General features: G+C 40.6%; 20 protein-coding genes and 2 pseudogenes. 12 read left to right on the top strand and 10 right to left on the bottom strand.

The features are described from left to right. Positions 1-62 precede the first annotated feature (62 nt). The 3 genes from rpoB to rpsT all read right to left on the bottom strand — a co-directional run bounded on the left by rpoB (position 63) and on the right by rpsT (position 5275). Positions 63-3401: a DNA-directed RNA polymerase subunit beta gene (gene rpoB, locus PN471_RS17230; protein WP_271777893.1), complete on the bottom strand. Its 3339-nt coding sequence runs from the start codon at positions 3399-3401 to the stop codon at positions 63-65. A gap of 750 nt (positions 3402-4151) precedes the next feature. Then, positions 4152-4937, bottom strand: coding sequence for a TatD family hydrolase (locus PN471_RS17225; RefSeq protein ID WP_271777889.1), 786 nt, complete (start codon positions 4935-4937; stop codon positions 4152-4154). Between the two features lie 50 nt (positions 4938-4987). Beyond that, positions 4988-5275, bottom strand: coding sequence for a 30S ribosomal protein S20 (rpsT, locus tag PN471_RS17220; protein ID WP_271777888.1), 288 nt, complete (start codon positions 5273-5275; stop codon positions 4988-4990). A gap of 473 nt (positions 5276-5748) precedes the next feature. Here rpsT and hisD point away from each other — a divergent pair, with 473 nt between their 5' ends. After that, positions 5749-7044, top strand: coding sequence for a histidinol dehydrogenase (hisD, locus tag PN471_RS17215; RefSeq protein WP_271777887.1), 1296 nt, complete (start codon positions 5749-5751; stop codon positions 7042-7044). Positions 7045-7199: 155 nt separating this feature from the next. Next, on the top strand, positions 7200-8369 hold the full coding sequence (locus tag PN471_RS17210) for a homocysteine biosynthesis protein (RefSeq protein WP_271777886.1): 1170 nt from the start codon (positions 7200-7202) through the stop codon (positions 8367-8369). Between the two features lie 132 nt (positions 8370-8501). Here the strand turns inward: PN471_RS17210 and PN471_RS17205 are convergent, their stop codons facing one another. Further along, positions 8502-9512 (bottom strand): hypothetical protein, encoded by a 1011-nt coding sequence (locus tag PN471_RS17205; RefSeq protein WP_271777885.1) that lies wholly within the window; start codon positions 9510-9512, stop codon positions 8502-8504. Positions 9513-9903: 391 nt separating this feature from the next. Between PN471_RS17205 and PN471_RS17200 the strand changes: the two genes are divergently transcribed. Next, positions 9904-10803, top strand: coding sequence for a tetratricopeptide repeat protein (locus tag PN471_RS17200; RefSeq protein ID WP_271777884.1), 900 nt, complete (start codon positions 9904-9906; stop codon positions 10801-10803). A gap of 39 nt (positions 10804-10842) precedes the next feature. Here the strand turns inward: PN471_RS17200 and PN471_RS17195 are convergent, their stop codons facing one another. Continuing rightward, positions 10843-11004 (bottom strand): hypothetical protein, encoded by a 162-nt coding sequence (locus PN471_RS17195; protein ID WP_271777883.1) that lies wholly within the window; start codon positions 11002-11004, stop codon positions 10843-10845. Positions 11005-11108: 104 nt separating this feature from the next. Between PN471_RS17195 and PN471_RS17190 the strand changes: the two genes are divergently transcribed. The 3 genes from PN471_RS17190 to PN471_RS17180 are packed head-to-tail and all read left to right on the top strand — an operon-like array spanning position 11109 to position 15165. Then, positions 11109-13091 (top strand): N-6 DNA methylase, encoded by a 1983-nt coding sequence (locus tag PN471_RS17190; RefSeq protein WP_271777882.1) that lies wholly within the window; start codon positions 11109-11111, stop codon positions 13089-13091. Next, a complete protein-coding gene (locus tag PN471_RS17185; RefSeq protein WP_271777881.1) occupies positions 13085-14731 on the top strand; it encodes a restriction endonuclease subunit S in 1647 nt (548 codons plus the stop codon). The genes PN471_RS17190 and PN471_RS17185 overlap by 7 nt, the downstream gene beginning before the upstream one ends. Continuing rightward, complete coding sequence (locus PN471_RS17180) at positions 14731-15165, top strand: type II toxin-antitoxin system VapC family toxin (RefSeq protein ID WP_271777880.1); 435 nt, start codon at positions 14731-14733, stop codon at positions 15163-15165. The genes PN471_RS17185 and PN471_RS17180 overlap by 1 nt, the downstream gene beginning before the upstream one ends. Here PN471_RS17180 and PN471_RS17175 read toward each other — a convergent pair. Both PN471_RS17175 and PN471_RS17170 read right to left on the bottom strand, forming a co-directional pair. Continuing rightward, positions 15151-15339: a hypothetical protein gene (locus tag PN471_RS17175; protein WP_271777879.1), complete on the bottom strand. Its 189-nt coding sequence runs from the start codon at positions 15337-15339 to the stop codon at positions 15151-15153. The two genes, PN471_RS17180 and PN471_RS17175, sit on opposite strands and share 15 nt — an antisense overlap. Before the next feature lie 157 nt (positions 15340-15496). Then, a pseudogene (locus PN471_RS17170) lies at positions 15497-15640 on the bottom strand (TMEM165/GDT1 family protein); the annotation flags it as partial. Positions 15641-15778: 138 nt separating this feature from the next. Here PN471_RS17170 and PN471_RS17165 point away from each other — a divergent pair. Next, a complete protein-coding gene (locus tag PN471_RS17165) occupies positions 15779-16375 on the top strand; it encodes a type IV toxin-antitoxin system AbiEi family antitoxin domain-containing protein (protein WP_271777878.1) in 597 nt (198 codons plus the stop codon). Beyond that, positions 16372-17301, top strand: coding sequence for a nucleotidyl transferase AbiEii/AbiGii toxin family protein (locus PN471_RS17160; RefSeq protein WP_271777877.1), 930 nt, complete (start codon positions 16372-16374; stop codon positions 17299-17301). Before PN471_RS17165 ends, PN471_RS17160 begins: the two co-directional genes overlap by 4 nt. A gap of 167 nt (positions 17302-17468) precedes the next feature. Here PN471_RS17160 and PN471_RS17155 read toward each other — a convergent pair whose 3' ends face one another. Further along, entirely contained in the window at positions 17469-18086 is a 618-nt protein-coding gene (locus PN471_RS17155) for a TMEM165/GDT1 family protein (RefSeq protein ID WP_271777876.1), read from the bottom strand. Positions 18087-18365: 279 nt separating this feature from the next. Between PN471_RS17155 and arsM the strand changes: the two genes are divergently transcribed. Further along, positions 18366-19334: an arsenosugar biosynthesis arsenite methyltransferase ArsM gene (gene arsM / locus PN471_RS17150; protein ID WP_271777875.1), complete on the top strand. Its 969-nt coding sequence runs from the start codon at positions 18366-18368 to the stop codon at positions 19332-19334. Positions 19335-19514: 180 nt separating this feature from the next. On the opposite strand, the pseudogene PN471_RS17145 reads toward arsM, so the two are convergent. Beyond that, positions 19515-19973: pseudogene (locus tag PN471_RS17145) on the bottom strand (DUF2887 domain-containing protein); the annotation flags it as partial. Positions 19974-20204: 231 nt separating this feature from the next. Here PN471_RS17145 and arsS point away from each other — a divergent pair. After that, the gene (gene arsS, locus PN471_RS17140) at positions 20205-21206 is read left to right on the top strand and encodes an arsenosugar biosynthesis radical SAM (seleno)protein ArsS (RefSeq protein ID WP_271777874.1); all 1002 of its coding nucleotides are present in this window, start codon (positions 20205-20207) and stop codon (positions 21204-21206) included. Positions 21207-21282: 76 nt separating this feature from the next. On the opposite strand, the gene folB is transcribed toward arsS, so the two are convergent. Further along, entirely contained in the window at positions 21283-21645 is a 363-nt protein-coding gene (gene folB / locus PN471_RS17135; protein WP_271777873.1) for a dihydroneopterin aldolase, read from the bottom strand. Between the two features lie 12 nt (positions 21646-21657). Between folB and menD the strand changes: the two genes are divergently transcribed. Next, positions 21658-23367 (top strand): 2-succinyl-5-enolpyruvyl-6-hydroxy-3-cyclohexene-1-carboxylic-acid synthase, encoded by a 1710-nt coding sequence (gene menD / locus PN471_RS17130; RefSeq protein WP_271777872.1) that lies wholly within the window; start codon positions 21658-21660, stop codon positions 23365-23367. 208 nt (positions 23368-23575) lie between these two features. Beyond that, positions 23576-25156 carry a phosphoglycerate dehydrogenase gene (gene serA / locus PN471_RS17125; RefSeq protein WP_271777871.1) on the top strand — a complete coding sequence of 527 codons (1581 nt, stop codon included), beginning with the start codon at positions 23576-23578 and terminating at the stop codon, positions 25154-25156. Positions 25157-25370: the final 214 nt, after the last annotated feature.

The following is a 25370-nucleotide window of genomic DNA, read 5'->3' as shown; positions in this document are numbered from 1 at the left end:
GTTCCCTGTTCCCTGTTCCCTGTTCCCTGTTCCCTGTTCCCTGTCACCTGTCACCTGCCTCCCTAATCGTCCCCTTCCAAAGATTCACGGGAAAGGGACTCATAGGTGGGTCTAGGTGGTGTGCGGCGAGCGGCTTGGTCTGCCATTAGGTCTACCTCCACATCCAAAGAACTACCATCTGCTTGGGTTTCTACCTTATGTACCGCAATATCCAAGCCTAAAGACTGCAACTCGCGCATCAATACTTTGAAGGATTCAGGAGTACCAGGACGGGGAATCGCCTTACCTTTAACGATCGCATTCAGCGCCTCATTCCGTCCCTGCATATCATCGGACTTGACTGTTAACAACTCCTGCAAGGTATAAGCAGCACCGAAAGCCTCCAGCGCCCACACTTCCATTTCGCCAAATCTTTGCCCACCCTGTTGAGCTTTACCACCCAACGGTTGCTGAGTCACCAAAGAGTAGGGACCTGTGGAACGAGCGTGAATTTTGTCATCAACCAAATGCACCAGTTTGAGCATATAGGCAACACCGACAGTAATCGCCCGGTCAAAGGGTTCGCCGGTGCGACCGTCATAAACCATGATTTTCCCGGCATTGTCGGGATTATAGACCCAATCCTTAGCAGTTTCGTCTCTGGCTTCTTGGAGTTTGCCGTGAACTAGGCGACGGGAAGTTTCTTCCCCATACATTTCATCAAAAGGAGTAATTTTGAACCTCACTCCCAAATTATGACCAGCCCAACCTAGCAAACATTCAAACACCTGACCGACGTTCATCCGGCTAGGTACACCCAAGGGATTGAGAACAATATCCACAGGTGAACCATCGGCTAAATAGGGCATATCTTCAGCAGGCAGAATCCGGGAAATAATCCCTTTGTTACCATGTCTCCCTGCCATTTTGTCCCCCACTTGGATTTTGCGCTTTTGAGCCACATAAACCCGGACTACCATATTTGCCCCAGGTGGCAGTTCATCACCCTGTTCACGGGTGAACAACCGGACATCAACTACCCGACCTTTTTCACCATTGGGAACTCGCAGAGAGTTGTCGCGGACATCGCGGGCTTTTTCCCCAAAGATAGCCCGGAGCAGTTTTTCTTCTGGGGGTTGGTCTGATTCTCCTTTGGGTGTTACCTTCCCTACGAGAATATCTCCAGCATCTACCCATGCCCCAATGCGAATAATCCCTTGTTCATCTAATTGTCTGAGGGCATCTTCACCCACATTGGGAATTTCTCTGGTGATTTCCTCTGGTCCGAGTTTGGTTTGTCGCGCTTCGATTTCGTATTTTTCAATGTGAATAGAGGTATAGATATCTTCCTGCACCAAGCGCTCGGAAATGAGAATCGCATCCTCGTAGTTGTAACCTTCCCAGGGCATATAGGCGACAACGATGTTTTGTCCTAATGCCAGTTCTCCCCCTTCTGTGGAAGAACCATCTGCCAATACCTGACCGGTAACGACTTTTTCGCCAATTCTCACCAATGGTTTTTGGTTTAAGCAGGTATCTTGATTAGAGCGTTGATATTTGGAAAGTTTGTATTTCAGTTCTTGCCCTTTTTCCACAGGTTGACTACCACTGGCTGCGGACAATTGACCGCTGGCACGGACACGAATTTCTGTGGCATCAACATAGACCACATCGCCATCGGTGCGGGAAACTATCACCATCCCAGAGTCTCTCGCTGCTTGGGCTTCTAAACCTGTTCCCACCAAGGGGCGTTCTGGTTTTAACAGGGGTACAGCTTGGCGTTGCATATTAGAACCCATCAGCGCTCGGTTAGCGTCGTCATGTTCCAAGAAGGGAATCATGCTGGTAGCTACTGAGACGATCTGGACTGGGGAAACTGCCACGTAATCCACTTGTTCGGGGCTGGTGGTTGTCCAGTCTTGGCGATAGCGAACTGGTACTTGTGGTCCTTTGATGTAACCGTTTTCATCGAGGGGAACGTCACCGGTGGCTGTGCGGAGGTCGTCTTCTTCGTCTGCTGTCATGTAGACGGGCGGAACATCAAATAAGACTTTGCCGTTTTCTACTGGTCTAAAGGGTGTTTCGAGAAAACCGTAGAGGTTAACACGGGCATGGGTAGCTAATGAACCAATCAGTCCGGCATTTGGTCCTTCTGGTGTTTCGATGGGACAAATCCGTCCGTAGTGGCTGGGGTGAATATCTCGCACTGCAAACCCGGCTCTTTCTCTGGTGAGACCACCTGGTCCCAAGGCACTGAGGCGGCGTTTATGGGTCAATTCCGCTAGGGGGTTGGTTTGATCCATGAATTGACTTAGTTGGCTTGAACCAAAGAATTCTTTGATGGCGGCGACTAAGGGTTTGGGGTTAACTAGGGATGCGGGGGTGAGAACTTCGGCATCGGATACGGTCATCCGTTCTCGAATAATTCTTTCTAAACGATTTAACCCGACTCTGACTTGGTTTTGCAGTAACTCCCCAACGCTTCTGACTCGACGATTTCCGAGGTGGTCAATGTCATCAATGCTACCGATGTCGTATTCTAGGTTAATGAGGTAATCAATGGCGGCGAGAATGTCCCCAGGGGTGAGGACGCGCATGGTGTCAGGGGCGGAAAGACGCAGTTTTTTGTTGAGTTTATAACGACCAACTTTGCCCAGGTCATAGCGTTTAGGATCAAAGAAGCGGGAGTCTAAAAGCTGTTGTCCGCCTAAAACTGTAGGTGGTTCACCGGGACGAAGTTTTCGATATAATTCCATTAGGGCTTCTTCTTCGGAAAATTGCCCTTCTTTTTCGATGGTTTTTTGGAAGTATTCTGGATGGCGCAGGGCATCAAAAATTTCGTTGTCGGATAATCCCAGTGCTTTCAGCAGTACCTGGGCGGATAGTTTCCGAGTTTTATCTATTCGTACCCAAACTAGGTCATTACGATCTGTTTCAAATTTGAGCCATGCGCCCCGGTTAGGAATTAAGCTGGCGGAATAGGTACGTCTGCCGTTTTTATCAATTTCTGATTTATAGTAAACTCCAGGCGATCGCACAATCTGATTGACAATGACGCGCTCGGCTCCATTAATGATAAATGTGCCTCTATCTGTCATTAAGGGCAAATCACCAATAAATACTTCTTGTTCTTTAATGTCTCCTGTTTCTTTGTTCAGTAGCCGGGTAGGAACATACATTTGCACTGCATAGGTGCTGTCTCTCCGCTTGGATTCTTCAACACTGTATTTAGGTTCTTTGAGTTTATAGTTATTCCCTAAAAAGTGCAGTTCTAGTTTGCCAGTGTAGTCTGTGATGGGACTAAAAGAATTCAGTTCTTCTATTAGCCCTTCTTCTAGAAACCAGCGAAAGCTAGAACGCTGAATTTCAATCAAGTCGGGTAACAGAAAGGCGGATTCCATGTATTTGTCGTCGTTAGTCATGCCTTTACCTTTATCAACCTGGTTAAACTTTAAAGGAAGCCGATAGCTTGCGTGGCGCAGCCATAGCTGAGAGTCTGCCATGAAGGCTTTGTGCTAAAATATGAATTCAAAGGTATGAAGTCCATAAGCTTGAGAATAAATAGTCTGTTGCTAGATTTTTGACTGATAGTGCAAGGGTCGCGTCAGCCCTAACATTTCTTTCTACTTCACACTTTTTCATCTTTTACACCTCGCACTTGATCCTGGCTGTGGATTCCCAAAACTGGGGACTGACACCGAAGTAGGATTCGATAGGGCAACGTTGTGTTTAAGGCTGCACTATGGATTTGATATTGCTATGATTGTCTGGAGTGGACAATTACTTTTAACGATTTTCTTTATTGTTTGATATACCAAAGGATTGCTGTTTCCACCTTTTCAAGTTTTTTGAGAGTGAAACCTTGGTTACCATTGCTTGTGATCTATTAAGAGCATCCGTTTGTAGAGATTTAAGTGGATGGGCAGACAATGTTGGATTTTAGATTTGGGTCGCTTCGATTAAGCGGGCTAAAACTACAAGTTCTCAAACTAGCTAATATCGGGTTGATAACAGCACAAATTGAGCTTTAGGAATTATTATCCTTCCTTTACCATTATGGCTTGACCTCAATGTTTTCGAGGGAATAATTTTAGCACATTTTTATCCTCCTCATAGTTTCTTGCCTCTTGCCTCTTGCCTTGCCATAACGATAAATTTTAACGCCCACCTACTTATAATGAGAGACCGAATAATCTACAGGCATTTTGGGTGGTTTTCTGGGCAATTTCTTCTATTGTTTCGGCTCGTAGTTTTGCTAGTGCTGCCGCTACATAGCGAACATAAGCCGGTTCATTGCGTTTTTCACCCCGTTTAGGAACGGGTGACAGAAAAGGACAATCTGTTTCTATCAGCAGGCGATCGCTATCCACCATAGCCGCGCTCGCTTGAATAGTCTGAGCATTCTTGAAGGTAACAGTGCCGCTGAAGCTAATATAGAAACCTAAATCCAGAAACCATTGAGTTTCTTCCGGTGTCCCTCCCCAGCAGTGCATGACACCCCGTACTCTTTCTCCATGCAATTTCCGCCATTTTTGCAGTATGTCTCTGACAGCAGGTGCTGCATCACGACAATGGATGATCACTGGTAAATTGAGTTCACAAGCGATCGCTAATTGTGATGTAAATACTTGCTGTTGATGCTCATAATTATCTGCTTTGTAGAAATCCAACCCCATTTCCCCAATGGCTACCACCTGGGCATGAGCACCGGCTAAAAACTTGATTTGGGTAGCTGTTTGCTGATCCCATTTATGAGCATCTAGAGGATGTAGCCCTACAGCAAAACTAAGTTCAGGAAACTGCCCTGCTATAGCTTGAATACTCGCAAATTCCTGGGGATGAACACAGGAGTGGACTAATCGCACTACTCCTGCTTCTTGCCACCGAGAACGTACGGCTGCTAAATCTGGCTGAAAAGTGTCAAAGTTAATGTGTACGTGGGTATCTATAAGTTGCATGACTTGTCTGTTGTCAGTAGCCAGTGGTAAACAAACCACTGAACTATTGACTAATCGGTAAGGGTTTTGTGTTTATGAGCCAATCTGGACTTTTTTCTAGCTCCATTGTTGGGATGCAGCACGCCAGTTTTTACAGCTTTATCAATTTTGCTGTAAGCTTCGGACATTCTCGCTTCCACTTCCTGCTTGAGTTCTGTTGTCGGGTTAGCAGCACAAGCTTCCACAGAACTAAAGTATTTTTTCATCAGCGTTCTCACGGCTGATTTATATGCTTTATTACGCAGTCGGTTACGTTCTGCGATTTGTGCGCGTTTAAGAGCAGACTTTGTATTCGCCACAGTAATTCCAAAAAAAAGACTATTAATTATGTACACACACTACTAGGTTTAATAAATATAGCATTATTTTTGCTAATGTGATAGGTTCTGAAAAAAAATATTTTATTTGGGCGGAAAAGCTGATGTCTGGGGCTGAAAAAATAGATTAGAATGATTTACTGACAAAGAAACCAGGTCAATTCCCTCAATTCAGACTTCTGGAATCTTAAATTTCTCAGGCTGTCTGAATTTTATCAAGTAGTATCAAAAAAAATCCAGGTTAAGCTAGAGAAGAGAATTACATTCAGCTTGATCCCCTAAGGCCGCCCAGCGGAAGTTGAAAGTCAAAAGTCAAAATTCAAAAAGCTTGATATTTTAGGCTTTTTAGATATTGTGAATGGTTGTTCTACTACCGCGATGTTGTCGTAGCTGGTCTAAAGCTCAGATGGTTCTTGTTTTGTGAATATTGTAAAATTTAGTATTGTCATTACTCCATGCTGCGAATTATTACTCAGCAGGCAGACGTTAGGTCAGAACTTCAACGAATCTGCGATCGCACCCAGGATGAACAGGTACTTCATAAAGAAGCAACAGTCCGCGAAGTGTTGCAAGCCGTGAAGCGCCAAGGCGACAAAGCTGTACTACATTATACAGCCGAATTTGATCACCAAATCCTCAAAGCAGAAGAACTCAAGGTAACAGGATCGGAACTGGATGCCGCTTACCAACAGGTATCCAAGGATTTGCTCCAGGCGATTCGTCTAGCTTGCCAAAAAATAGAGGCTTTTCATCGTCAGCGCGTCCCCAAAAGCTGGGTACAATTTGGCGATGATGAAGTAGTTTTAGGCAAACGCTACACCCCGGTAGATCGAGCGGGTTTATATATACCAGGCGGTAGAGCCTGTTATCCTAGTACGGTGTTAATGAATGCCATTCCCGCAAAAGTGGCAGGTGTGCCTCGTGTAGTGATGGTGACACCAGTGAGAGGCGGTAAAATGGTGAATCCTGCGGTTTTGGTAGCGGCTCAAGAAGCAGGGGTTCAGGAAATTTACCGAGTGGGGGGTGCTCAAGCCATCGCAGCTTTAGCCTATGGCACGGAAACTATCCCCAAAGTCAATGTGATTACCGGACCTGGTAATATTTATGTTACCTTGGCTAAAAAGTTAGTTTACGGAACTGTGGGCATTGATTCTTTAGCAGGTCCGAGCGAAGTGCTGGTGATTGCTGATGAAACAGCTAATCCTGCCTATGTGGCGGCGGACTTATTAGCCCAAGCAGAACATGATCCGATGGCGGCAGCGATTCTGCTGACAACGGATGCGGGGTTGGCGAAAAAAGTGCAAATGGCGGTGGAAAGACAATTGGTAGATCACCCGCGCCGGATAGATACGGAAAAGGCGATCGCCCATTATGGTTTAATTGTGGTGGTAGAATCCCTCGCCGCCGCCGCCGAACTGTCCAACGAATTTGCACCAGAACACCTAGAATTAGAAGTTGCCGATCCTTGGGCTTTAATTAACCAAATTCGCCATGCTGGAGCGATTTTCCTGGGTAGTTCCACACCTGAAGCTGTAGGCGATTATTTGGCAGGTCCCAACCATACCTTACCTACTTCTGGTGCTGCCCGTTATGCTTCCGCTTTAGGGGTAGAAACATTTTTAAAACACTCAAGTATTATTCAATACTCACAAACTGCTTTAGAAAACGTGGCATCTGCCATTGACATCTTAGCAACTACAGAAGGTCTACCTTCCCATGCTGACTCCGTTAAACTCAGGGTAGAGGATTGACCAGGAATTTTAGATTTGAGATTAAAAGAATTTGGCACAATCCTCGTCCTGAAGGATGGAGTTAATCCAAAATCCAAAATACTCGCTGCGCTGCGTACGCTTCGCTAACGTCAATCCAAAATCGAGTGATAGTCCTTCAGCTTAAAAGCTTAAAAATGCGAACAATTGCCGAAATTAATGAAAAAATCAGCCGAAAACGGGCGATAGTCTGGACGGTTGAAGAGTTAAAAGCGCGAGTGTCCGAAATTGGTGTGACTAAAACCGCCAAGGAAGTAGATGTAATTACCACTGGCACATTTGAGCCAATGGAATCAAGTGGTGCAATTATTAACTTAGGACATACTGACCCACCCATTAAAATTCGGCGTTGCTGGTTGGATGGAGTTCCAGCTTATGCTGGTTTTGGGGCAGTAGATTTATACTTGGGTGCTAGTTGTCCAGTTGATTCCCTGGACGGGGAAGAAGTGCGAGAACGTGGTGGTGGTCATGTAATTGAGGACTTAATTGCCGGTAAATCTATCCAAGTTCGCGCTGTAGGACAAGTTACCGATTGTTACCCTAGAGCTACATTTGAAACCACCGTTACCCGTGACACTATCAATCAGTTTTATTTATTTAATCCGCGCAATCTTTATCAAAATTTTATTGTTGGGGTGAATGGAGGCGATCGCCCACTGCATACCTATTTAGGACCATTGCAACCCCGTGTAGGGAATGCAGTTTATTCTAACCCTGGTTCACTGTCACCCCTCCTCAATGATCCCGATTTACAACTTGTGGGGATTGGGACGAGGATTTTTCTCGCTGGGGGTATTGGTTATGTAGCTTGGGAAGGGACACAACATTTTCCCTTGCAAAAGCGGTTAGAAAATCGGACACCTATTGGACCATCGGCAACTTTAGCGTTAATTGGTGATGCTAAACAAATGGATGCGCGATGGATACGAGGCTGTTATTTTAAAAGCTACGGACCATCTTTAATGATGGGTGTAGGTGTACCCTTGCCAGTTTTAAATGCTGGTGTGGTAGAACGCTGTGCTGTCCAAGACAAAGACCTAGTAGCGCCAATCGTAGATTTTTCAATTCCTCGTCGTGTCCGTCCTACCTTCGGTTTAGTGAGTTACGCGCAACTTAAATCTGGGCGTGTCACTATTGAAGGGAGGACGGTACGAGTAGCTTCTTTAGCTAGTTTGTTTCTTTCTCGACAAGTAGCCCAAGAGTTAAAACTCTGGATTACAGAAGGGAAATTCACTCTCACTGAACCAGTAGCACCAATTCCTATGGAGCGCTCTTTTTTACCCCAAGACCGTTGGACGGAATTTTGAGAAGAAGGAGTCAGGAGTCAGAAGTCAGGAGTTCAGGAGGAAGAAGAAAGAAGGAAGAAGAAAGAAGAAAGAAGAAGATAATTTTCTCCCCTGCTCCCCTGCCCCCTGCCCCTGCTCCCTGCTCCCTGCTAATTAATCCCCAGCAGGCTTAGGCTTTTTAACCGGCTTAGGAGTGGGTGTTTTTGGTACTGGTTTGGTGATGACTGTGGAATCACCCGCTGTCTTTCTAATAGGACGTGGGGCTTCTCCATTGCGTCTGGGAGGGAATGGCTTTCTACCACCACCAGCACCACGAGGCGCTCCTTTAAAGGGTGGTTTGCGTTTTTTGGGTAAATCGGCGATCGCTTCAGCATTAACTACTACTAATGCGTCAGATTCCCGTTTAACATTGAAGTCCCAGAACTTACCCACAGCTTTGGTGGTTAATACGCCCTTGAGTTTCAACTTAAAATATTTAGCTTTATCAGTAGGTTTACGGGGAGCTTGTTTGATTTTCACCACCAAACTCCTTTCGTCAAAGGACTGGTAAACTACCTCACCACGCACAGAAAAACCACCATCAGGAACTGCTGACGAGGGTTTTGGCTGAATGGTTGACGCTACGCTACCGTTATCGGAAACTACGGAGGAGTTATGTAACTTTCGCGCAGTCGGATCTGGGGCATCTGCATCTAGTTCATATTTCGCCAGATTTTCTGGTTCCCAAACACCAACAATTTGCAGGTGCAATGCGTCATTTTCTTGTCTAGTGCGGGGATAAACTACCCATAGATGTTCTTTTTCTAGGTCTAAGTGATTTTTGACTAAACTCATAATCCGACCTAAGAGGACGGCATTAAGTTCAACCCCATCTTTTGTGATGAGTGTTCCTTGGGTAAACTGTTCATCACTAGCATGGTAACACCCGCGAATTAACCCAATAGCTCGGTATTGAGTCGGTTCGCTAGGAGGGGGAATTGGTTGTTCTCGATTAGTCAAATGTCCATTAGAATCAGGTTTGCTAGAGCCAGTGAGAGAACTTTCCAGTTTAGAGGATTGGTCTGCTAATGTATTAGCATTAACAGGGGATTCAATCTCTTTTACGCCTTGGTTAGAGGCTGTGAAATTTGCGGATTCAGAAGACGGCATCAGGTCGGAATTCATAAAAACTCCTTGCGGCACAAGACATACCCCATTATGGGATTTAATAAAGACAAAGGAAAAGAGCCAGTGTGTAACTGATTAAAGTATATTTCTTTTTAATCTGGCTACTCGCTTAATGCTCTGTACGAAAATCAAGACGCAAAACCCCACATTTATACACTAAATGTGCAATTTAGCGTCTTTAATCCAGTTATGGCTTACGCCAAGCTACGCTATCGGAAGCATAGCATAGCGATAATTCTGACGGGTCTTCCTAAAGTCATCACTTACTTTAGCAGGATAGATATTTATTTGTTATAAAATTCACAGACAAATGACCGTATTCCGCAAAGTTTTGGAAATTTTTAACTTTGCCATTAATTTCATTACCATTTAGGAGCAGAATAATATTGTGTCTGAATCGCGTAATCGCTGGGTAGTCCGAGTAGTGTTAGCTTTCGCTGTTGTTGCTTTTATAGGGGTTTCTATTATACCTATAATTACAGCGATTAATAAACCTGAATCATCACCACAGAATCAGCCCACTGCTGACTCTAAAATATCTTCATCGGAGCAAAAGTCAAAACTGGAAGATCAAGTTCGGGGTTATGAATTAGTTTTACAAAAAGATACGGAAAATCAAACTGCACTCAAGGGACTTTTACAAGCACGTCTCAGTTTATTGAGTCAAAAAAGCCGAGGAGAAGTGAAACCAGCGGATATTCAAGCTGTGATTGAACCTTTGGAAAAACTCGCTAAACTCAATCCCCAACAGTCAGAGTATGGAGTTTTACTGGCACAAGCTAAACAACAAATTGGCGATAAGGAGGGGGCAGCCCAAACTTACCGGACTATTTTAACTACAAAACCGGGTGATTTGAAGGCTTTGCAGGGGATGGTAAATTTGCAATTAAGCGAAAAGCGTCCAGAAGCAGCTATTGGTTTATTACAAGAAAGTTTGGCTGCTGCTACCCAGGCTAATACTATTCAGCCAGGAAGTGTGGATGTAGTTGCTGTGAAGGTGCTTTTGGGTAGTGTGTACGCTTTTCAAAAGAATGATGATAAAGCTATCTCTACTTATGATGAAGCAATTAAGAAAGATGCTCAAGATTTCCGTCCTGTATTAGCAAAGGCAATGCTGCTGAAGCAACAAGGTAAGCTTGATGAAGCAAAACCTTTGTTTGATAGTGCGACGGCTTTAGCACCGGCTCAGTATAAGGACGAAATTAATAAGGCTGGAGCGGTTTCTGAGCCTATTCCTACGTCTTCACCGACGGAATCGCCTACACCTTCACCTACGGCTACTCCGTAAGGGTTTGGGGGATAGGGGACGGGGAGAAAGAATTCAAAATCAATGATTTGTATCTGGGTTTTTCTGAAATGGTGTAAAAAGGCTGCCATCTGGCATAGTTGTATTATTAAAAATTGCCTCTCTAGTCCAACAACTATGCCAATTTTTAACATCTAGCAGGATAGTATTTGTTAAAATCTCCATTTTTTTTGCAAAGTGCATAGGATAACGTAAATATAAGCAACAAAAGTATTTTGGATAGAGCAAATACTGATAAAACATAAAAGGATAGAATTTTTAATAATTTTGATTTACTGCGGTAATTAATGACTAAGCTACTAGCGACACTTCCAGATGGTAAAATTTGTGACTTCATTGACCAAAAAATTCGTAATGATACACCTGAAGAGTACGTTCGTCAAAATATTGAGCGTCGCTTAGTCCTGGAATTAGGCTACTTACCAGAACAAATTGAAGTTGAGTATCCAGTTAAACAGGGTAGCAAAACTGTTCGTATGGATCTTGCTATCTTTCGAGAAGGAGAGTCACATAATCAGGGGAATGTTTGGATAATTATTGAGTGTAAGAAAGATTCAATACAACCATCAGCCAGTAAAGATGGTGTGGATCAACTTAAATCTTATATGGCGTTTTGCGATAACTCTGAATGGGGGATGTGGACAAATGGCAAAAAAAAGGCGGTTTTTCGTAGAGTAAAAACCGAGGAAGGAGTTGTTTACGAAGAACCAAATGATATACCTGCAAAAGATGGCAATTTAGAAGAAGTTGATCGTCCAACTCGTGAATCTTTAAAAAATGCCGTTGGAGACAATTTACTATTTTCTTTTAAAATTTGTCATGACCATATTTATGTGACTGATGGGTTACAAAAACAGCCTGCTTTTTTTGAACTGTTAAAAGTTATTTTCTGCAAGATTCATGATGAACGCAATTTCCCAAACCCTTTAGAATTTTATGCAACAGCAAGTGAAAAAGCTAGTAATGATGGTAGACTAACAGTTTTTAATAGAATTAGTAAAATTTTCGATGCTGTTAAAAAGCAGTATCCGGCAATTTTTGATGCAAATGACCAGCTAAAACTTCAGCCTCGTTCCTTAGCTTATATAGTTGGTGAACTGCAAAGATATAGTTTTCTAAGTACGAATATTGATGTCAAAGGCAAAGCTTATGAAGAATTAGTTGGTGCTAATTTAAGAGGAGATCGTGGCGAATTTTTTACTCCTCGCAACGTCCAAAAGATGACAGTGCAAATGCTTGAGCCAAAAGTTACTAATAAAATTCTTGACCCAGCTTGTGGAACGGGGGGCTTTTTGGTGATTGCTATGAATGAAGTTATCGAAAAACTCAAGCAGCAAGCAGGAGTTACTGATCAATCTGATGTTTGGATGCGAGATGCTTTAAATTCTAGAATTAGGGAAACTGCCCAAGCTAACTTTTTTGGAATTGATATTAATCCAGACCTAGTAAAAGCTACAAAAATGAATATGGTGATGAATAATGATGGTGCTGGAAATATTTTTCGGCAGGATTCATTATTACATCCTCATCAATGGGAAGATAACTTTCGTAAACAGTTTGCAAAAGCTTTGAATATTGACCCTAAAAGTTTACGTAGTCCCAAAGATTTGGCTTATTTTGATGTCATTGCTACAAATCCACCTTTTGGCTCAAAATTACCGATTAAAGACCGTGAAACTTTAAGTCAATATCAGCTTGGTCATATTTGGCGAGAAACGGAAACTGGTTGGGAATCAACTGATCAAATTCAAGGATCTGCACCTCCAGAAATTTTATTTATTGAACGATGCTGGCAATTCCTGAAACCCGGTGGAAGAATGGGAATTGTTTTACCAGATGCAATTCTAGGTGCGCCTGGATTGTTATATGTACGATACTGGATGATTAAACATTGCCGCATTGTAGCATCAATTGACCTACACCCTGATACCTTCCAACCTCGTAACGGAACTCAAACCTCGGTTTTAATTCTTCAGAAAAAAACAGAAGAAGAAATTAACCGGGGAACTATCCCTGATTATGAAATTTTTATGGCACAGGTAAAGGCAATAGGGCATGATAAAAGAGGTAACACTCTTTACAGACGAAATGAAGAAGGTGAAGAGATATTAATGCCAGCCGACCCAGGATCAATTCCTCTCATAGAGCGAACAGCAAGCGGCGAAGGCACTGCTAGACCTTTACCTCGTCAGAAAGTTGAAGACGATGATACGCCATTTGTGGCAGATGAGTTTCTTGTTTGGAAAAAACAGGTGGTTCTGGGATGGTAAAATATAATTTTCAACCGGAATATACGCCAATATCTTCGCCTGATGAGTCTGAAAAACTGTCAACTACCATCAGACTGAGTGAGGTATTTGATGCAGGTATTCGTTTGGAAGCATCTGCTTTTGGTATTGAAGCTCATAACGCGGTTACAGCTTTGGAAAACAGTGGTTTACAACTCATGCCGCTTTATGGGGAAGCTGGCCTTTGCCAAGAGGCTCATAATGCTTTCCGGTTTAAGCGAATTTACGTAAATTCTGAACACGGTGTACCGTTCCTTTCAAGTTCAGAAATTATTAGTTTAAAACCTAGAATTGAAAAATATTTAAGTCGTAAATACACAAGAAATTTAAACAAGCTGTTAATTCAAAAATGGGATGTTTTAATTTCTTGTTCTGGAACTATAGGTAATATCAGTTTAGCAAGTGAAACATTTGTTAATAAAGCACTTTCCCAACACGCTATTCGTCTTCGTGCTGCTGATGCTGATATAGCAGGTTATATTACTGCGTTTCTCCGTAGTCTATATGGTCGTCCACAACTTGCTCAATCAACCTATGGTTCAGTCATTGTTCATATTGAGCCAGAACATTTAAAAAGAGTTTTAATTCCCAATTTGCCACCAATTCGTCGAATAGCAATTGGTAGATTAATGTGTCAAGCAGGTGAACTGAGAGATGAAGCAAATCGGCTTTTAGATGAGGCAGATCGGTTACTGCATGAACGGCTAAAGTTGCCTTATCTAAATTCTATTGTGCCGACGGGTAAAAAGACATCCATTGCGAAAATCAAAGCTTCTCAACTTCAGGGACGCTTAGAAGGTAGTTTTCATGATCCGGTTGCTATTGCGGCTGAAAAGCAGTTGCATGAACTATCTTGTGAAATTACCACTGTAGGCGATTCACGAGTTACAAAAGAAGTTAGAGCTATTACAAAATTTCGTAAGCGAACCTACGTTGAGAAAGGCGGAATTCCTTTACTAAGTAGTAAGCAAATTTTTCAAATTGATCCAGTTGATGTCAAAAGATTAGCAAAAGGCGCACACACTAAAGATTTACCTGAAATTCAACTAGAAGAAAATATGATTGCTGTAACTCGCTCTGGAACAATTGGGCGAGTACAAATTATTCCTGCTTACATGGCACAGTGGACAGCAAGTGAGGATGCAACAAGAATTCTAGCTTCAGAGATTATGAATCCAGGGTATCTTTATACTTGGTTAGCATCTGATTATGGTTACTGCTTAATTACTCGACAGTCTTATGGTTCAGTTATTATCCATATTGACTTAGAAATGCTTGCCTCTATCTCAATTCCCCTACCAGAACCAAGTATTATCAATGAAATAGGTAACTTAGTTCTTAAAGCTAATCAATTACGGGATCAGGCTTGGCGAAATGAACAAGAAGCCATCAACAAACTTGAAAACTTAATTGCTAAAAAACAAACTCCTCAAATTGAGATGAATACTGTTCAAACATCACCTCAATTAGACAAATTTTCTTTTGATCCCGATGCTACTCCTATTTGGGAACTGGTAGCTGAAATTTCTGCTCAAGTCCCTGATGAAGAATGGAAAAAACTACCCAGTGATTTAGCTAGGAAATTTGATTACTACCAGAAACAGAAACAAGGACAAGATTGATGCGGGTTGTGTTTGCAGATACAGGGTACTGGGTAGCGTTGCTAAATCCTCATGATGATTTACATAGTAAGGCTGTACAACTTTCAAAAGATATACAGCCTGCTCATATTGTTACAAGTGAAATGGTATTAACTGAAGTCCTAAATGACTTTTCTGACCGGGGTGATCATTTTCGTCAAACGGCTGTGAATCTTATTCAAGAACTTTACCAACATCCAAACACAACCATAATTTCTCAAACAAGTGTTCAATTTCAGACTGCATTAACACTCTATCAGCAAAGACCAGATAAGGCATGGAGTCAAACTGATTGCGTGTCGTTCAAGATTATGGAGGAGAAAGTTATTTATGAGGCACTTGCTTATGATAAACATTTTCAGCAAGCAGGTTACACAGCTTTAATGCGAAATTGTCGAGTGTCAGTCAAAATATAGGCAATCTAGAAATGTTGCGTTTATTTTCCTTCTACAGCGGCGACGATACCGCAGTAATTCTATGGCTAACTCAATTACTTGAGAACGAGATTTACAGCCTTTAGTCAATTTATAATTTTCAATAAACTGCACCAAAGAGGATGGTAAAGAAATGGAAAGTTTTTCAGCTTGCATAGTATTACTAAAAGGTAATTATATTCTTCCTGCTTTATAGTAACATAAATAGTGGGGGGTAATACACTTAACATTCAGCGACCAAGAAAACACACAAAAACCCATAACCCCGACTTCTTAAAGAAATCGGGGTTCTAATATCTGTTTTCAATGTTAATTATTTTCCTTCTATGGCGGCGACTATCCCAAAGATGATAAAGAGGAAGCCGCCGATAAAGGTGATTTGTCGTTCAGATATTTTACCTGCTATTAATTTACCACCGATGACAGCGATCGCTGCACAAATTGCGTGTCCTAATATCTTTTTCTACTTCTTTTTTTAATTTTAAGGATGCGTTAAAGAAAAATTTGTGATAAAATGTAGGCAATTGTTCACTACTGCTGGCACTTTATCACATTTGATCACGAAAGTGTTGCAGTTAAATCCATTAATTTAATTATGTCCAAAACACAACAAGTGCTGGATTATGCTCGTAAGAAAGGCATAATTACAGCTAAAGATATAGAAGCACAAGGTATTCACAGACAGTATATTAAACGTCTTGAAGATCAAGGGCTACTAATACGTTCTGCTCGTGGTATTTATACTTTTGTAGATGCGGAAATTACAGAAAGTCATACTTTGGCTGAAACTGCTAAACGAGTTCCTAGTGGGGTAGTTTGTCTTCTATCAGCACTCAGTTTTTATGAGCTAACTACACAATCACCTTTTGAAGTATGGCTTGCTATTCCTCACAAGCATCGTCCACCAAAAGATAATCTTCTACCTCTAAGAATCGTTTATATGTCTGGTCAATCTCTAGAGGAAGGCATTGAAAACCATCTAATAGAGGGTGTTAATGTACAGGTATATTCTTTGGCGAAAACAGTTGTGGATTGTTTTAAATTTCGCAACAAAATTGGTCTAGATGTAGCACTTGAAGCACTTCGAGAATGTTGGAAAGAAAGAAGATGCTCAATGAATGAACTATGGCATTATGCTAAAATTTGCCGAGTCCATAATGTAATGCGTCCTTATCTAGAATCACTGCCATGACATCAAAAAAGCTTATTAATATAGCAGCATCTATCGGTTCTAGATTGTTAAATCTATCTAAAGAAAGAAGGGAAGACTATAATTATTTACTAATCCTTTATCTTGGTGAAAGGCTGCTATATAGGCTTAGTAAATCTCGATATCAACAACAATTTATTTTGAAGGGAGCTACACTTTTTAAGGTATGGAATGGTGAACCGCATAGAGCGACAAAAGATTTAGATTTTCTGAGTTCTGGCAATAATGAAGTCGAATATATAGAAAAAGTTTTTCAAGAAATTTGCTTAATAAATTGTGAAGAAGATGGCATTATTTTCTTGTCAGAATCTATCAAAGCTCAAGTAATAAAAGAAGATCAGCAGTATGAAGGGGTAAGAGTTGAAATTATAGGAAAATTAGGTACTAATCAGTGTAAGCTTCAAGTTGATATTGGATTTGGTGATGTTGTTACACCTAACCCTCAAGAAGAATTAATTAATACTATTCTTCTAGATACTCCAAAACCAAAATTGATAATATATCCTCGTGAAACAGTAATAGCTGAAAAGTTTCAAGCTATGGTTGATTTAGGTATAATAAATAGTCGCATGAAAGATTTTTATGATATTTGGTTTCTTTGTAAAGATTTTGAATTTCAAGGTGATTTATTTTGCCAAGCTATAGGAAATACTTTTAAACGACGCAAAACAGAAATACCAATAAAAGAACCTTTAGCTTTTACCCAAGAATTTACTAATAATCCACAGAAATCAAAAGAATGGGCAGCCTTTTTAAATAAAATTAAAAAGGGGAATCCACAACTTACCTTTGATGAGGTTGTCACTGTTATTAAAAGTTTTATAATGCCACCTTGTATAGCATCTGCTAAAGATGAAAAATTTGACAAAGTTTGGAATGTCGGAGGGTTTTGGCAAGAGATACAATAGACTATATAGTCGGATGCAATACAATCGAGGGCGGGGAAACCCCGCCCCTACAGGTTTTACAATTTAATCACTGTATCTCATTCAAGTGCATACCGCTATATTTACTGCTTGTTCTGCTTTATTAGCGGGCAGGATACCCGCAACACAAGAAATTTTTAATCTTGAGTTTATTTTCCTTCTATGGCGGCGACTATACCGAAGATGATAAATAGGAAGCCGCCGATAAAGGTAATTTGCCGTTCGGAAATTTTACCTGCAATTAATTTACCACCGATGACAGCGATCGCTGCACAAATTGCGTGTCCTAATATTGCTCCCAGTGTGACACCAATGGGGTTATTCCCAGCAGCTAAAGCTATAGTGGCTATTTGTGTGCGATCGCCCCATTCTGCTATAAATGTTAATAGGAAAGACTTTAGTAAAATTGACCAAACGCTTTTTTGTTGAGAATTATCTAAATCTGCTTTTTCTACCGCTTCTTGTGCCTCTTCTACTACTTCTTCATTAGGATATTTGGGCATTTTATTGGCATCATAAATTAACTTTAAACCAAAGGCAATAAATAAAGCTATTTCGGCATAATGAATAATTTGTTTTGGCAAAAAAGATACGACTTGTCCAAATGCCACTGATAAGATAGTCATAGCCGCTAAAGCAGCAACCACACCAGCAAATACTAAACGCCGGGGGTGGTGCATGGACAAAATTACAGCAATAAAAAATGTTTTATCGCCTAGTTCGGAAATGGTAATTAATAATAAACCTGCGGTAAAAGCTGTTAACACTCTCTCAAACTCCTAAAGGATTTTTTACCTGTGTGGAGTATCAATGAGAGCCATCAAACCTCACTGAACTCCACATAGTTAAATGTGTAGTCAGTGAAGGTCTCGCTTTCAAATACTTTATTTATTCGCTATCTAAACCAGGCTCATCACCAGTATGTTGACTTAGATATACTGAACAGAAACTTTTGATTTACTGCCAGCAGCTACTCCCCTTCTATTAGTTATGTATAATACTCTTTTTGACCATAAAAGTCAAGCCAGGAACCTTAATTTAAGATTATGACCTACTTAGAAACCGCAGCCCAATTTTACAGCCAAGTTGCCCAAACACCAGAAATAGGTCTTTGCTGTGTCCAAAGTACACCCTTGCAACTACCAGGGCTGAAAATTCCTCTAGCTATGCAGGAAATGAACTATGGTTGTGGAACTACGGTTCATCACAATGAACTGAATAATGAACCTACAGTTTTATATGTTGGTGTAGGTGGTGGTTTAGAAGCTTTACAATTTGCTTATTTTTCTCGTCGTCCCGGTGCGGTGATTGCTATTGAACCGGTGGAAGCTATGCGAGAAGCTGCAACCCGTAATTTACAACTTGCTGCAATAGAAAACCCTTGGTTTGATCCTAGCTTTGTCGAAATTCGTCCAGGAGATGCCTTTAATTTACCTGTTAATGATGCTTCTGTAGATGTAGTAGCGCAAAATTGTCTGTTTAATATTTTTGAACCAGCAGATTTAACTCGCGCGTTAAAAGAAGCATATCGAGTATTAAAACCAGGTGGACGCTTGCAGATGAGTGACCCGATTGCAACAAGTCCAATTCCTGCTCATTTACAACAAAATGAACATTTACGCGCCCTGTGTTTATCCGGCGCACTTACATATCCAGAATATACTAACTTAATTATTAATGCTGGTTTTGGCCAAATTGAAATTCGCGCCCGTCGTCCTTATCGCTTATTAGATAAACACAATTATCAATTACCGGAAAATCTACTTTTAGAAAGTCTCGATTCTGTGGCTTTTAAAGTAGAAATTCCCGCAGATGGTGCTTGTATTTTTACTGGTAAAACAGCGATTTATGCAGGTAAGGAAGAATTTTTTGATGATAAGAATGGGCATATTTTACAAAGAGCAATTCCGGCGGCAGTTTGTGATAAAACAGCGGCAAATTTAGCAGTTGTAAATCCTGAAGAAATTATAATTACTGATTCTACATGGTATTACGATGGTGGGGGATGTTGTTAATCTTATACAGCACTTCCCTTCAAACCCGTAGGGGCGGGGTTTCCCCGCCCTCAATTGTATTAGAGCGAGAACTGCTGTATTCCGAACCACAGAAGACACGGGGAAGAAGAGATTTTATTTAGTTCCCATACAGAAGTATGAGAACAAGAAAAAATGTTTTGAATTAGGTGTTATTTAAAACTATGATTCTTGAATTTCCTTTTGTAAAGCCTGAATTTGCTGAAGAGATAATTCCGTAATTTCGGCAATTTGTCCTAAACTCATGCCAGTTCGTAACAATTTTAAAGTAAAATTTCTGGTTGCTTCAGCTTTACCTTCTTGTTTACCTTCAGCTTTACCTTCAGCTTTACCTTCAGCTTTACCTTCAGCTTTACCTTCTTCTAAAGCTTCTTGATAAACTCTGGTTTGTTTCAACTCACTTAAGCCTAACATAGCTTCAATCTCCTCTCTGCTTTTTTTGGGTAATTTGTAGACGATAATTGTCTCAATCAGATTAATTAAATCCCGTTTAATTTTGATATCAGTTAGTTGTTGGTTTGCTTGTGCAATTAAGCGTCTTGCTAATGCTGGTGCAGCTTTCTCTGTTTCTATTACCAGTTTAACAACTCCTACCCCCAAAGAACTCTCTCCCAACTCATCTAAATATGTTTGAAAAGTTTCCGGCGATTAGAAATCGCTACTACACAAACAAAGTCCACCTGCGTGGACTAACGAAAAATCAAGGCTTTTGAACCCACGTATCCCTTACGGGACCGAAGGAATAGGTGGGTTTCGCCTGTGTGGTTCCACGACTTCTAGTCGCCCTTGCAAGTAATAAATTAGACTTTTCAAACACCCTCTTAGGTTGAATGACTTTTAAAACATCCTCTTATGGAAATTCGTGCTAGAGATACTTCTATGATTACACCTTTTTTTCAGCAGATAGATTCTCCTTTAACAAAAAAGGAAATTAACGTTTTACAAATTAATTTAGGAAAACGTTGTAATTTAGCTTGTAACCACTGCCATGTAGAAGCTAGTCCCAAAAGAACTGAGGAACTGACACCGGAAATTTGTCAACAGTTAATTACTTTAATTAATACGTTTCCAGAAATCAAAATTGTTGATTTAACTGGTGGCGCACCAGAAATGAATTATGGTTTTAAGCCATTGGTAGAAGCTGCTATAAATGCAGGTAAACAGGTAATTGTGAGATCAAACTTGACAATCTATTTTGTAGAGGGATTTGAGGATTTACCAGATTTATTTGCTCAACATCAAGTGAGGATTGTGGCTTCTCTTCCCTGTTATTTAGCAGATAATGTGGACAAAATGCGGGGAGATGGTGTTTTTGATCAATCTATTCAAGCTTTGCAATGGTTGAATAAAATTGGTTATGGTCAAAACCCAAATTTAGTTTTAGATTTGGTGTACAATCCTCCATTACCAAATAGTGAAAATTTTTCTTTAACGCCTGAACAGGAAAATTTAGAAAAGGCTTATAAAACCTTTCTGTCTGAAAAGTTTGATATTCGATTTAATCATCTTTTCACAATTACTAATATACCTGTGGGGAGAACAAAGTTTCATTTAGAACGAAAGCAACTTTATGCTAGTTATTTACATTTTTTAGAGTCTCATTTTAACCCGAAAACAATTGATGGTTTAATGTGTCGTGAACAACTTTCTATTGATTATTTGGGGAATATTTATGATTGTGACTTTAACCAAATGATGAATTTACCCGCAAAAACTAGCAATGGTGAAAAATTGACGGTGAGCAAATTATTAGAAATTGGTAGTTTAGATATAATTAATGAAATCCAAACTGCTGAATATTGCTATGGTTGTACTGCGGGGTGTGGTTCTAGTTGTGGTGGTGCTATAGTATGAAGTGACTAATAGTAAAAGTTGCTCAAGGTATCATTTCCTTTACTATCACGTAAGCCGTACCAGCCATTTTCACATATTAAACTTTACTTCGAGTCAATTCAATACTAATTCTGCCGCTAAAATCAGGAATAGGTGCAGCGGGTTTACTGAGAATCACTTGTACTTGATTAATCCCCTCCTGATCCTCTAAAATACCATCAGCGATCGCACCAGCTAGTCTTTCCACCAATGCAAACTTTGAGGTTTTTAGCAAATTTTGGACTAAGCTAATTATCTGCCGATAATCTATAGTATCTTCAATATTATCTGTTTTGGCGGGTTTAGAAAGATCCAACCATAATTTAACATCTACCTCAAACCATTGTCCTAATGCCTGTTCTTCTGGTAAAAATCCGGTATAACCATAGCTACGAATTCCTGTTAAATGAATACAGTCCATAATCTCTAATCAATGCAACTTACTTTTAATAATCTTAATCTTCTTTGGTCTTATGTATTAACAGAAACCCTCAAACGCTTGGGTTTAAATTGCGCTGTTATTTGTCCTGGTTCTCGTTCTACACCATTAACGGTGGCTTTTGTCCAACAAATACCAGATATTGAAGCTATTCCCATTTTAGATGAACGTTCAGCGGCTTTTTTTGCGTTGGGACAAGCCAAGGCAACGGGAAAACCTGTAGTATTAGTTTGTACTTCGGGAACTGCGGGGGCAAATTTTTATCCAGCGGTAATTGAAGCTAGGGAAAGTCGCGTCCCTTTGTTAATCTTAACCACTGATAGACCGGCGGAATTGCGAAATTGTCATTCTGGACAAACTATTGATCAGGTGAAATTATACGGTAATTATCCCAATTGGCAAGGGGAATTAACTACACCTTCTCCAGATGTGGGAATGTTAGATTATCTCCGACAAACGGTAATTTACGCTTGGGAACGTTGTCAATTTCCCAATTCTGGCGCAGTACATTTAAATATACCTTTTCGTGACCCTCTCGCGCCCATTCCTGATGGTACAGATTTTACCTTAGATGTGGAAGATTTCTTTGCGGGAATAGTTTCCACCCCATTACCAATTACCAATTATCAATTACCAATTACCAATTACCAAAAAGGGATGATTATCGCTGGTGTAGCCCAACCACAAGCCCCGGAGGAGTATTGTAGAGCGATCGCCAACATGAGTCAAACTCTCCAATGGCCTGTTTTAGCTGAAGGACTTTCCCCCGTCAGAAATTACGCAGACTTAAATCCATATTTAATTTCTACCTATGATATTATTCTCAGAAATCAAAACCTTGCCCAAGAATTAACACCAGAAATAGTTATTCAAATTGGCGAAATGCCCACAAGTAAAGAATTACGTAATTTCTTAACCATTACTAAACCACAACGTTTTGTCATTGACAATTGTGATCAAAATTTAGATCCTTTACATGGAAAAACCACCCATTTAAGAATTGCAGTCACAGAAATTGGTAAGTTGAAAATTGCAAGTTTAAGAAAAAGTGAATATTTACAAAAATGGTGTACAGCAGAAAAGCAAATCAGAAAAAATATTGATGATGATTTTAAAAATGTAGATGAATTAATCGAGAGTAAAGTCCCTTGGTTAATTTCCCAAATCCTCCCACCAGAAACACCCATATTCATTGCTAATAGTATGCCAGTGCGAGATGTGGAATTTTTCTGGAAACCCAATAATTTAAGAATTAAACCCTATTTTAACCGGGGCGCAAATGGCATTGATGGTACACTTTCCACTGCTTTAGGAATAGCACATCATCAGCAAAGTAGTGTAATGTTAACAGGAGATTTATCCTTATTGCATGACACCAATGGTTTTTTGATTAGCAATAAATTTATTGGACATTTAACAATTATCTTAATTAATAACAACGGGGGAGGAATTTTTGAAATGTTACCCATTGCTAAATTCAATCCACCTTTTGAAGAGTTTTTTGCTACTCCTCAAAATATTGATTTCTCTCAATTATGCGCGACTTACAAAGTGCAACATGAATTGATTACTTCTTGGGAAGAATTGAAAGATAACTTAAAGCAATTACCAAAAACAGGAATTAAAGTTTTAGAAGTCAAAACAAATAGGAAAAGAGACGTGATGTGGAGAAAAGAAAATTTAGTAAAATTCGGTAATTGGTAATTGGTAATTGGTAATGGCTAAATAAGGAGAATATTTTTTCTTCTTTCTTCTTTCTTTCTTCTCCTGACTCCTGACTCCTGACTCCTGACTCCTTGATTTCTGACTCCTGACTCCTCAAAAAATAGATAATTTTTCCCCAAGTGCCACAGATAAAGATTAAACTAAAAAGTCTTGTACAGCAAACCCTGTCAACAAAAATCAAGTAATTATGTCCAAGGTTCTTGTTTCCGACCCCATTGATCAAGTTGGTATTGATATTCTTTCCCAAGTAGCTACAGTTGATGTCAAAACCAGCCTCAAACCAGATGAACTCAAAGCCATCATTGGCGAGTATGACGCGCTGATGATCCGGTCTGGAACTCGCGTCACTCAAGAAATTATAGAAGCCGGTACAAAATTAAAAATTATTGGCCGTGCTGGTGTGGGTGTGGATAACGTTGATGTCCCCGCAGCTACCCGTAAAGGGATTGTCGTCGTCAATTCGCCAGAAGGTAATACCATTGCCGCAGCCGAACACGCTTTAGCGATGATTTTGTCCTTATCTCGTCATATTCCTGATGCTAATGCTTCAGTAAAACGTGGTGAATGGGACAGGAAAAGTTATGTTGGTGCAGAAGTATACAAAAAAACCCTCGGCGTTGTCGGGTTAGGAAAAATTGGTTCTCATGTTGCTAGTGTCGCTAAGGCTATGGGGATGAAACTCCTCGCCTATGATCCATTTATCTCCACAGAAAGAGCCGAACAACTGGGTTGTCAACTGGTAGACTTAAATTTGCTATTCCAGCAAGCCGACTATATCACCTTACACATTCCCAAAACCACAGAAACTGCCAACTTAATCAACGCGAAAACTTTGGCGTTAATGAAACCCACTACCCGGATTATTAACTGCGCTCGTGGTGGCATTATTGATGAAGCGGCTTTAGCAGTGGCAATCAGAGATGGTGTAATTGCTGGCGCTGCATTAGATGTGTTCGATTCCGAACCATTAGGTGCATCTGACTTACTAGGCTTGGGTAAAGAAGTTGTCCTTACTCCTCACCTCGGCGCTTCTACGGCTGAAGCCCAAGTTAATGTCGCCATAGATGTGGCCGAACAAATTCGGGATGTTTTATTAGGACTACCTGCCCGTTCTGCTGTCAATATTCCTGGACTTGGACCTGATGTTCTGGAAGAACTCAAGCCTTACATGGAATTAGCAGAAACCTTGGGGAACTTAGTTGGTCAACTCACCGGCGGCAGAGTTGAGACACTTAATGTTACACTACAAGGAGAACTGGCAACTAATAAAAGTCAACCTTTGGTAATAGCTGCCCTCAAAGGACTACTTTACCAAGCCCTGCGGGAACGGGTAAATTATGTCAACGCCACCATAGAAGCCAAAGAACGGGGGATTCGAGTCATTGAAACTAGGGACGCTTCGGCACGGGATTATGCCGGTTCGTTGCATCTCCAGGCCACAGGGACTTTAGGTACACATTCTGTTACAGGTGCTTTGTTGGGTGATAAGGAAATCCACTTAACGGATGTTGACGGTTTCCCCATTAACGTTCCTCCCAGCAAATATATGCTGTTTACCAGACACCGTGATATGCCCGGTATTATTGGTAAACTCGGTTCTTTACTGGGTAGCTTTAATGTCAATATTGCCAGTATGCAGGTAGGTCGGAAAATCGTGCGTGGTGATGCTGTTATGGCTCTCAGTATTGATGATCCTTTACCCGATGGCATTTTAGCGGAAATTAAAAAAGTGGAAGGTATTCGAGACGCTTATACAGTCACACTTTAATTCTGGACTAGGATTTTTGTAATTAATTTGTGATTAATTTGATGGGGATGATGTCTGAACTGTGATTTTTGTGATTGATTTGATGAAGATGATTCAATCATTGGATTGTCTTTGATAATCATAAATAACAATGATAGTTTAATTTGATATTTATCCAAATCATCCCCATCATCAACATCTTCAAAATCATAGTTTGTTTTCCCCCTTACCAATT

It is taken from the genome of Aphanizomenon sp. CS-733/32 (assembly GCF_028330045.1).
Lineage (GTDB): Bacteria > Cyanobacteriota > Cyanobacteriia > Cyanobacteriales > Nostocaceae > Dolichospermum > Dolichospermum gracile.
This window is presented reverse-complemented; position numbering and strand designations above follow the sequence as displayed.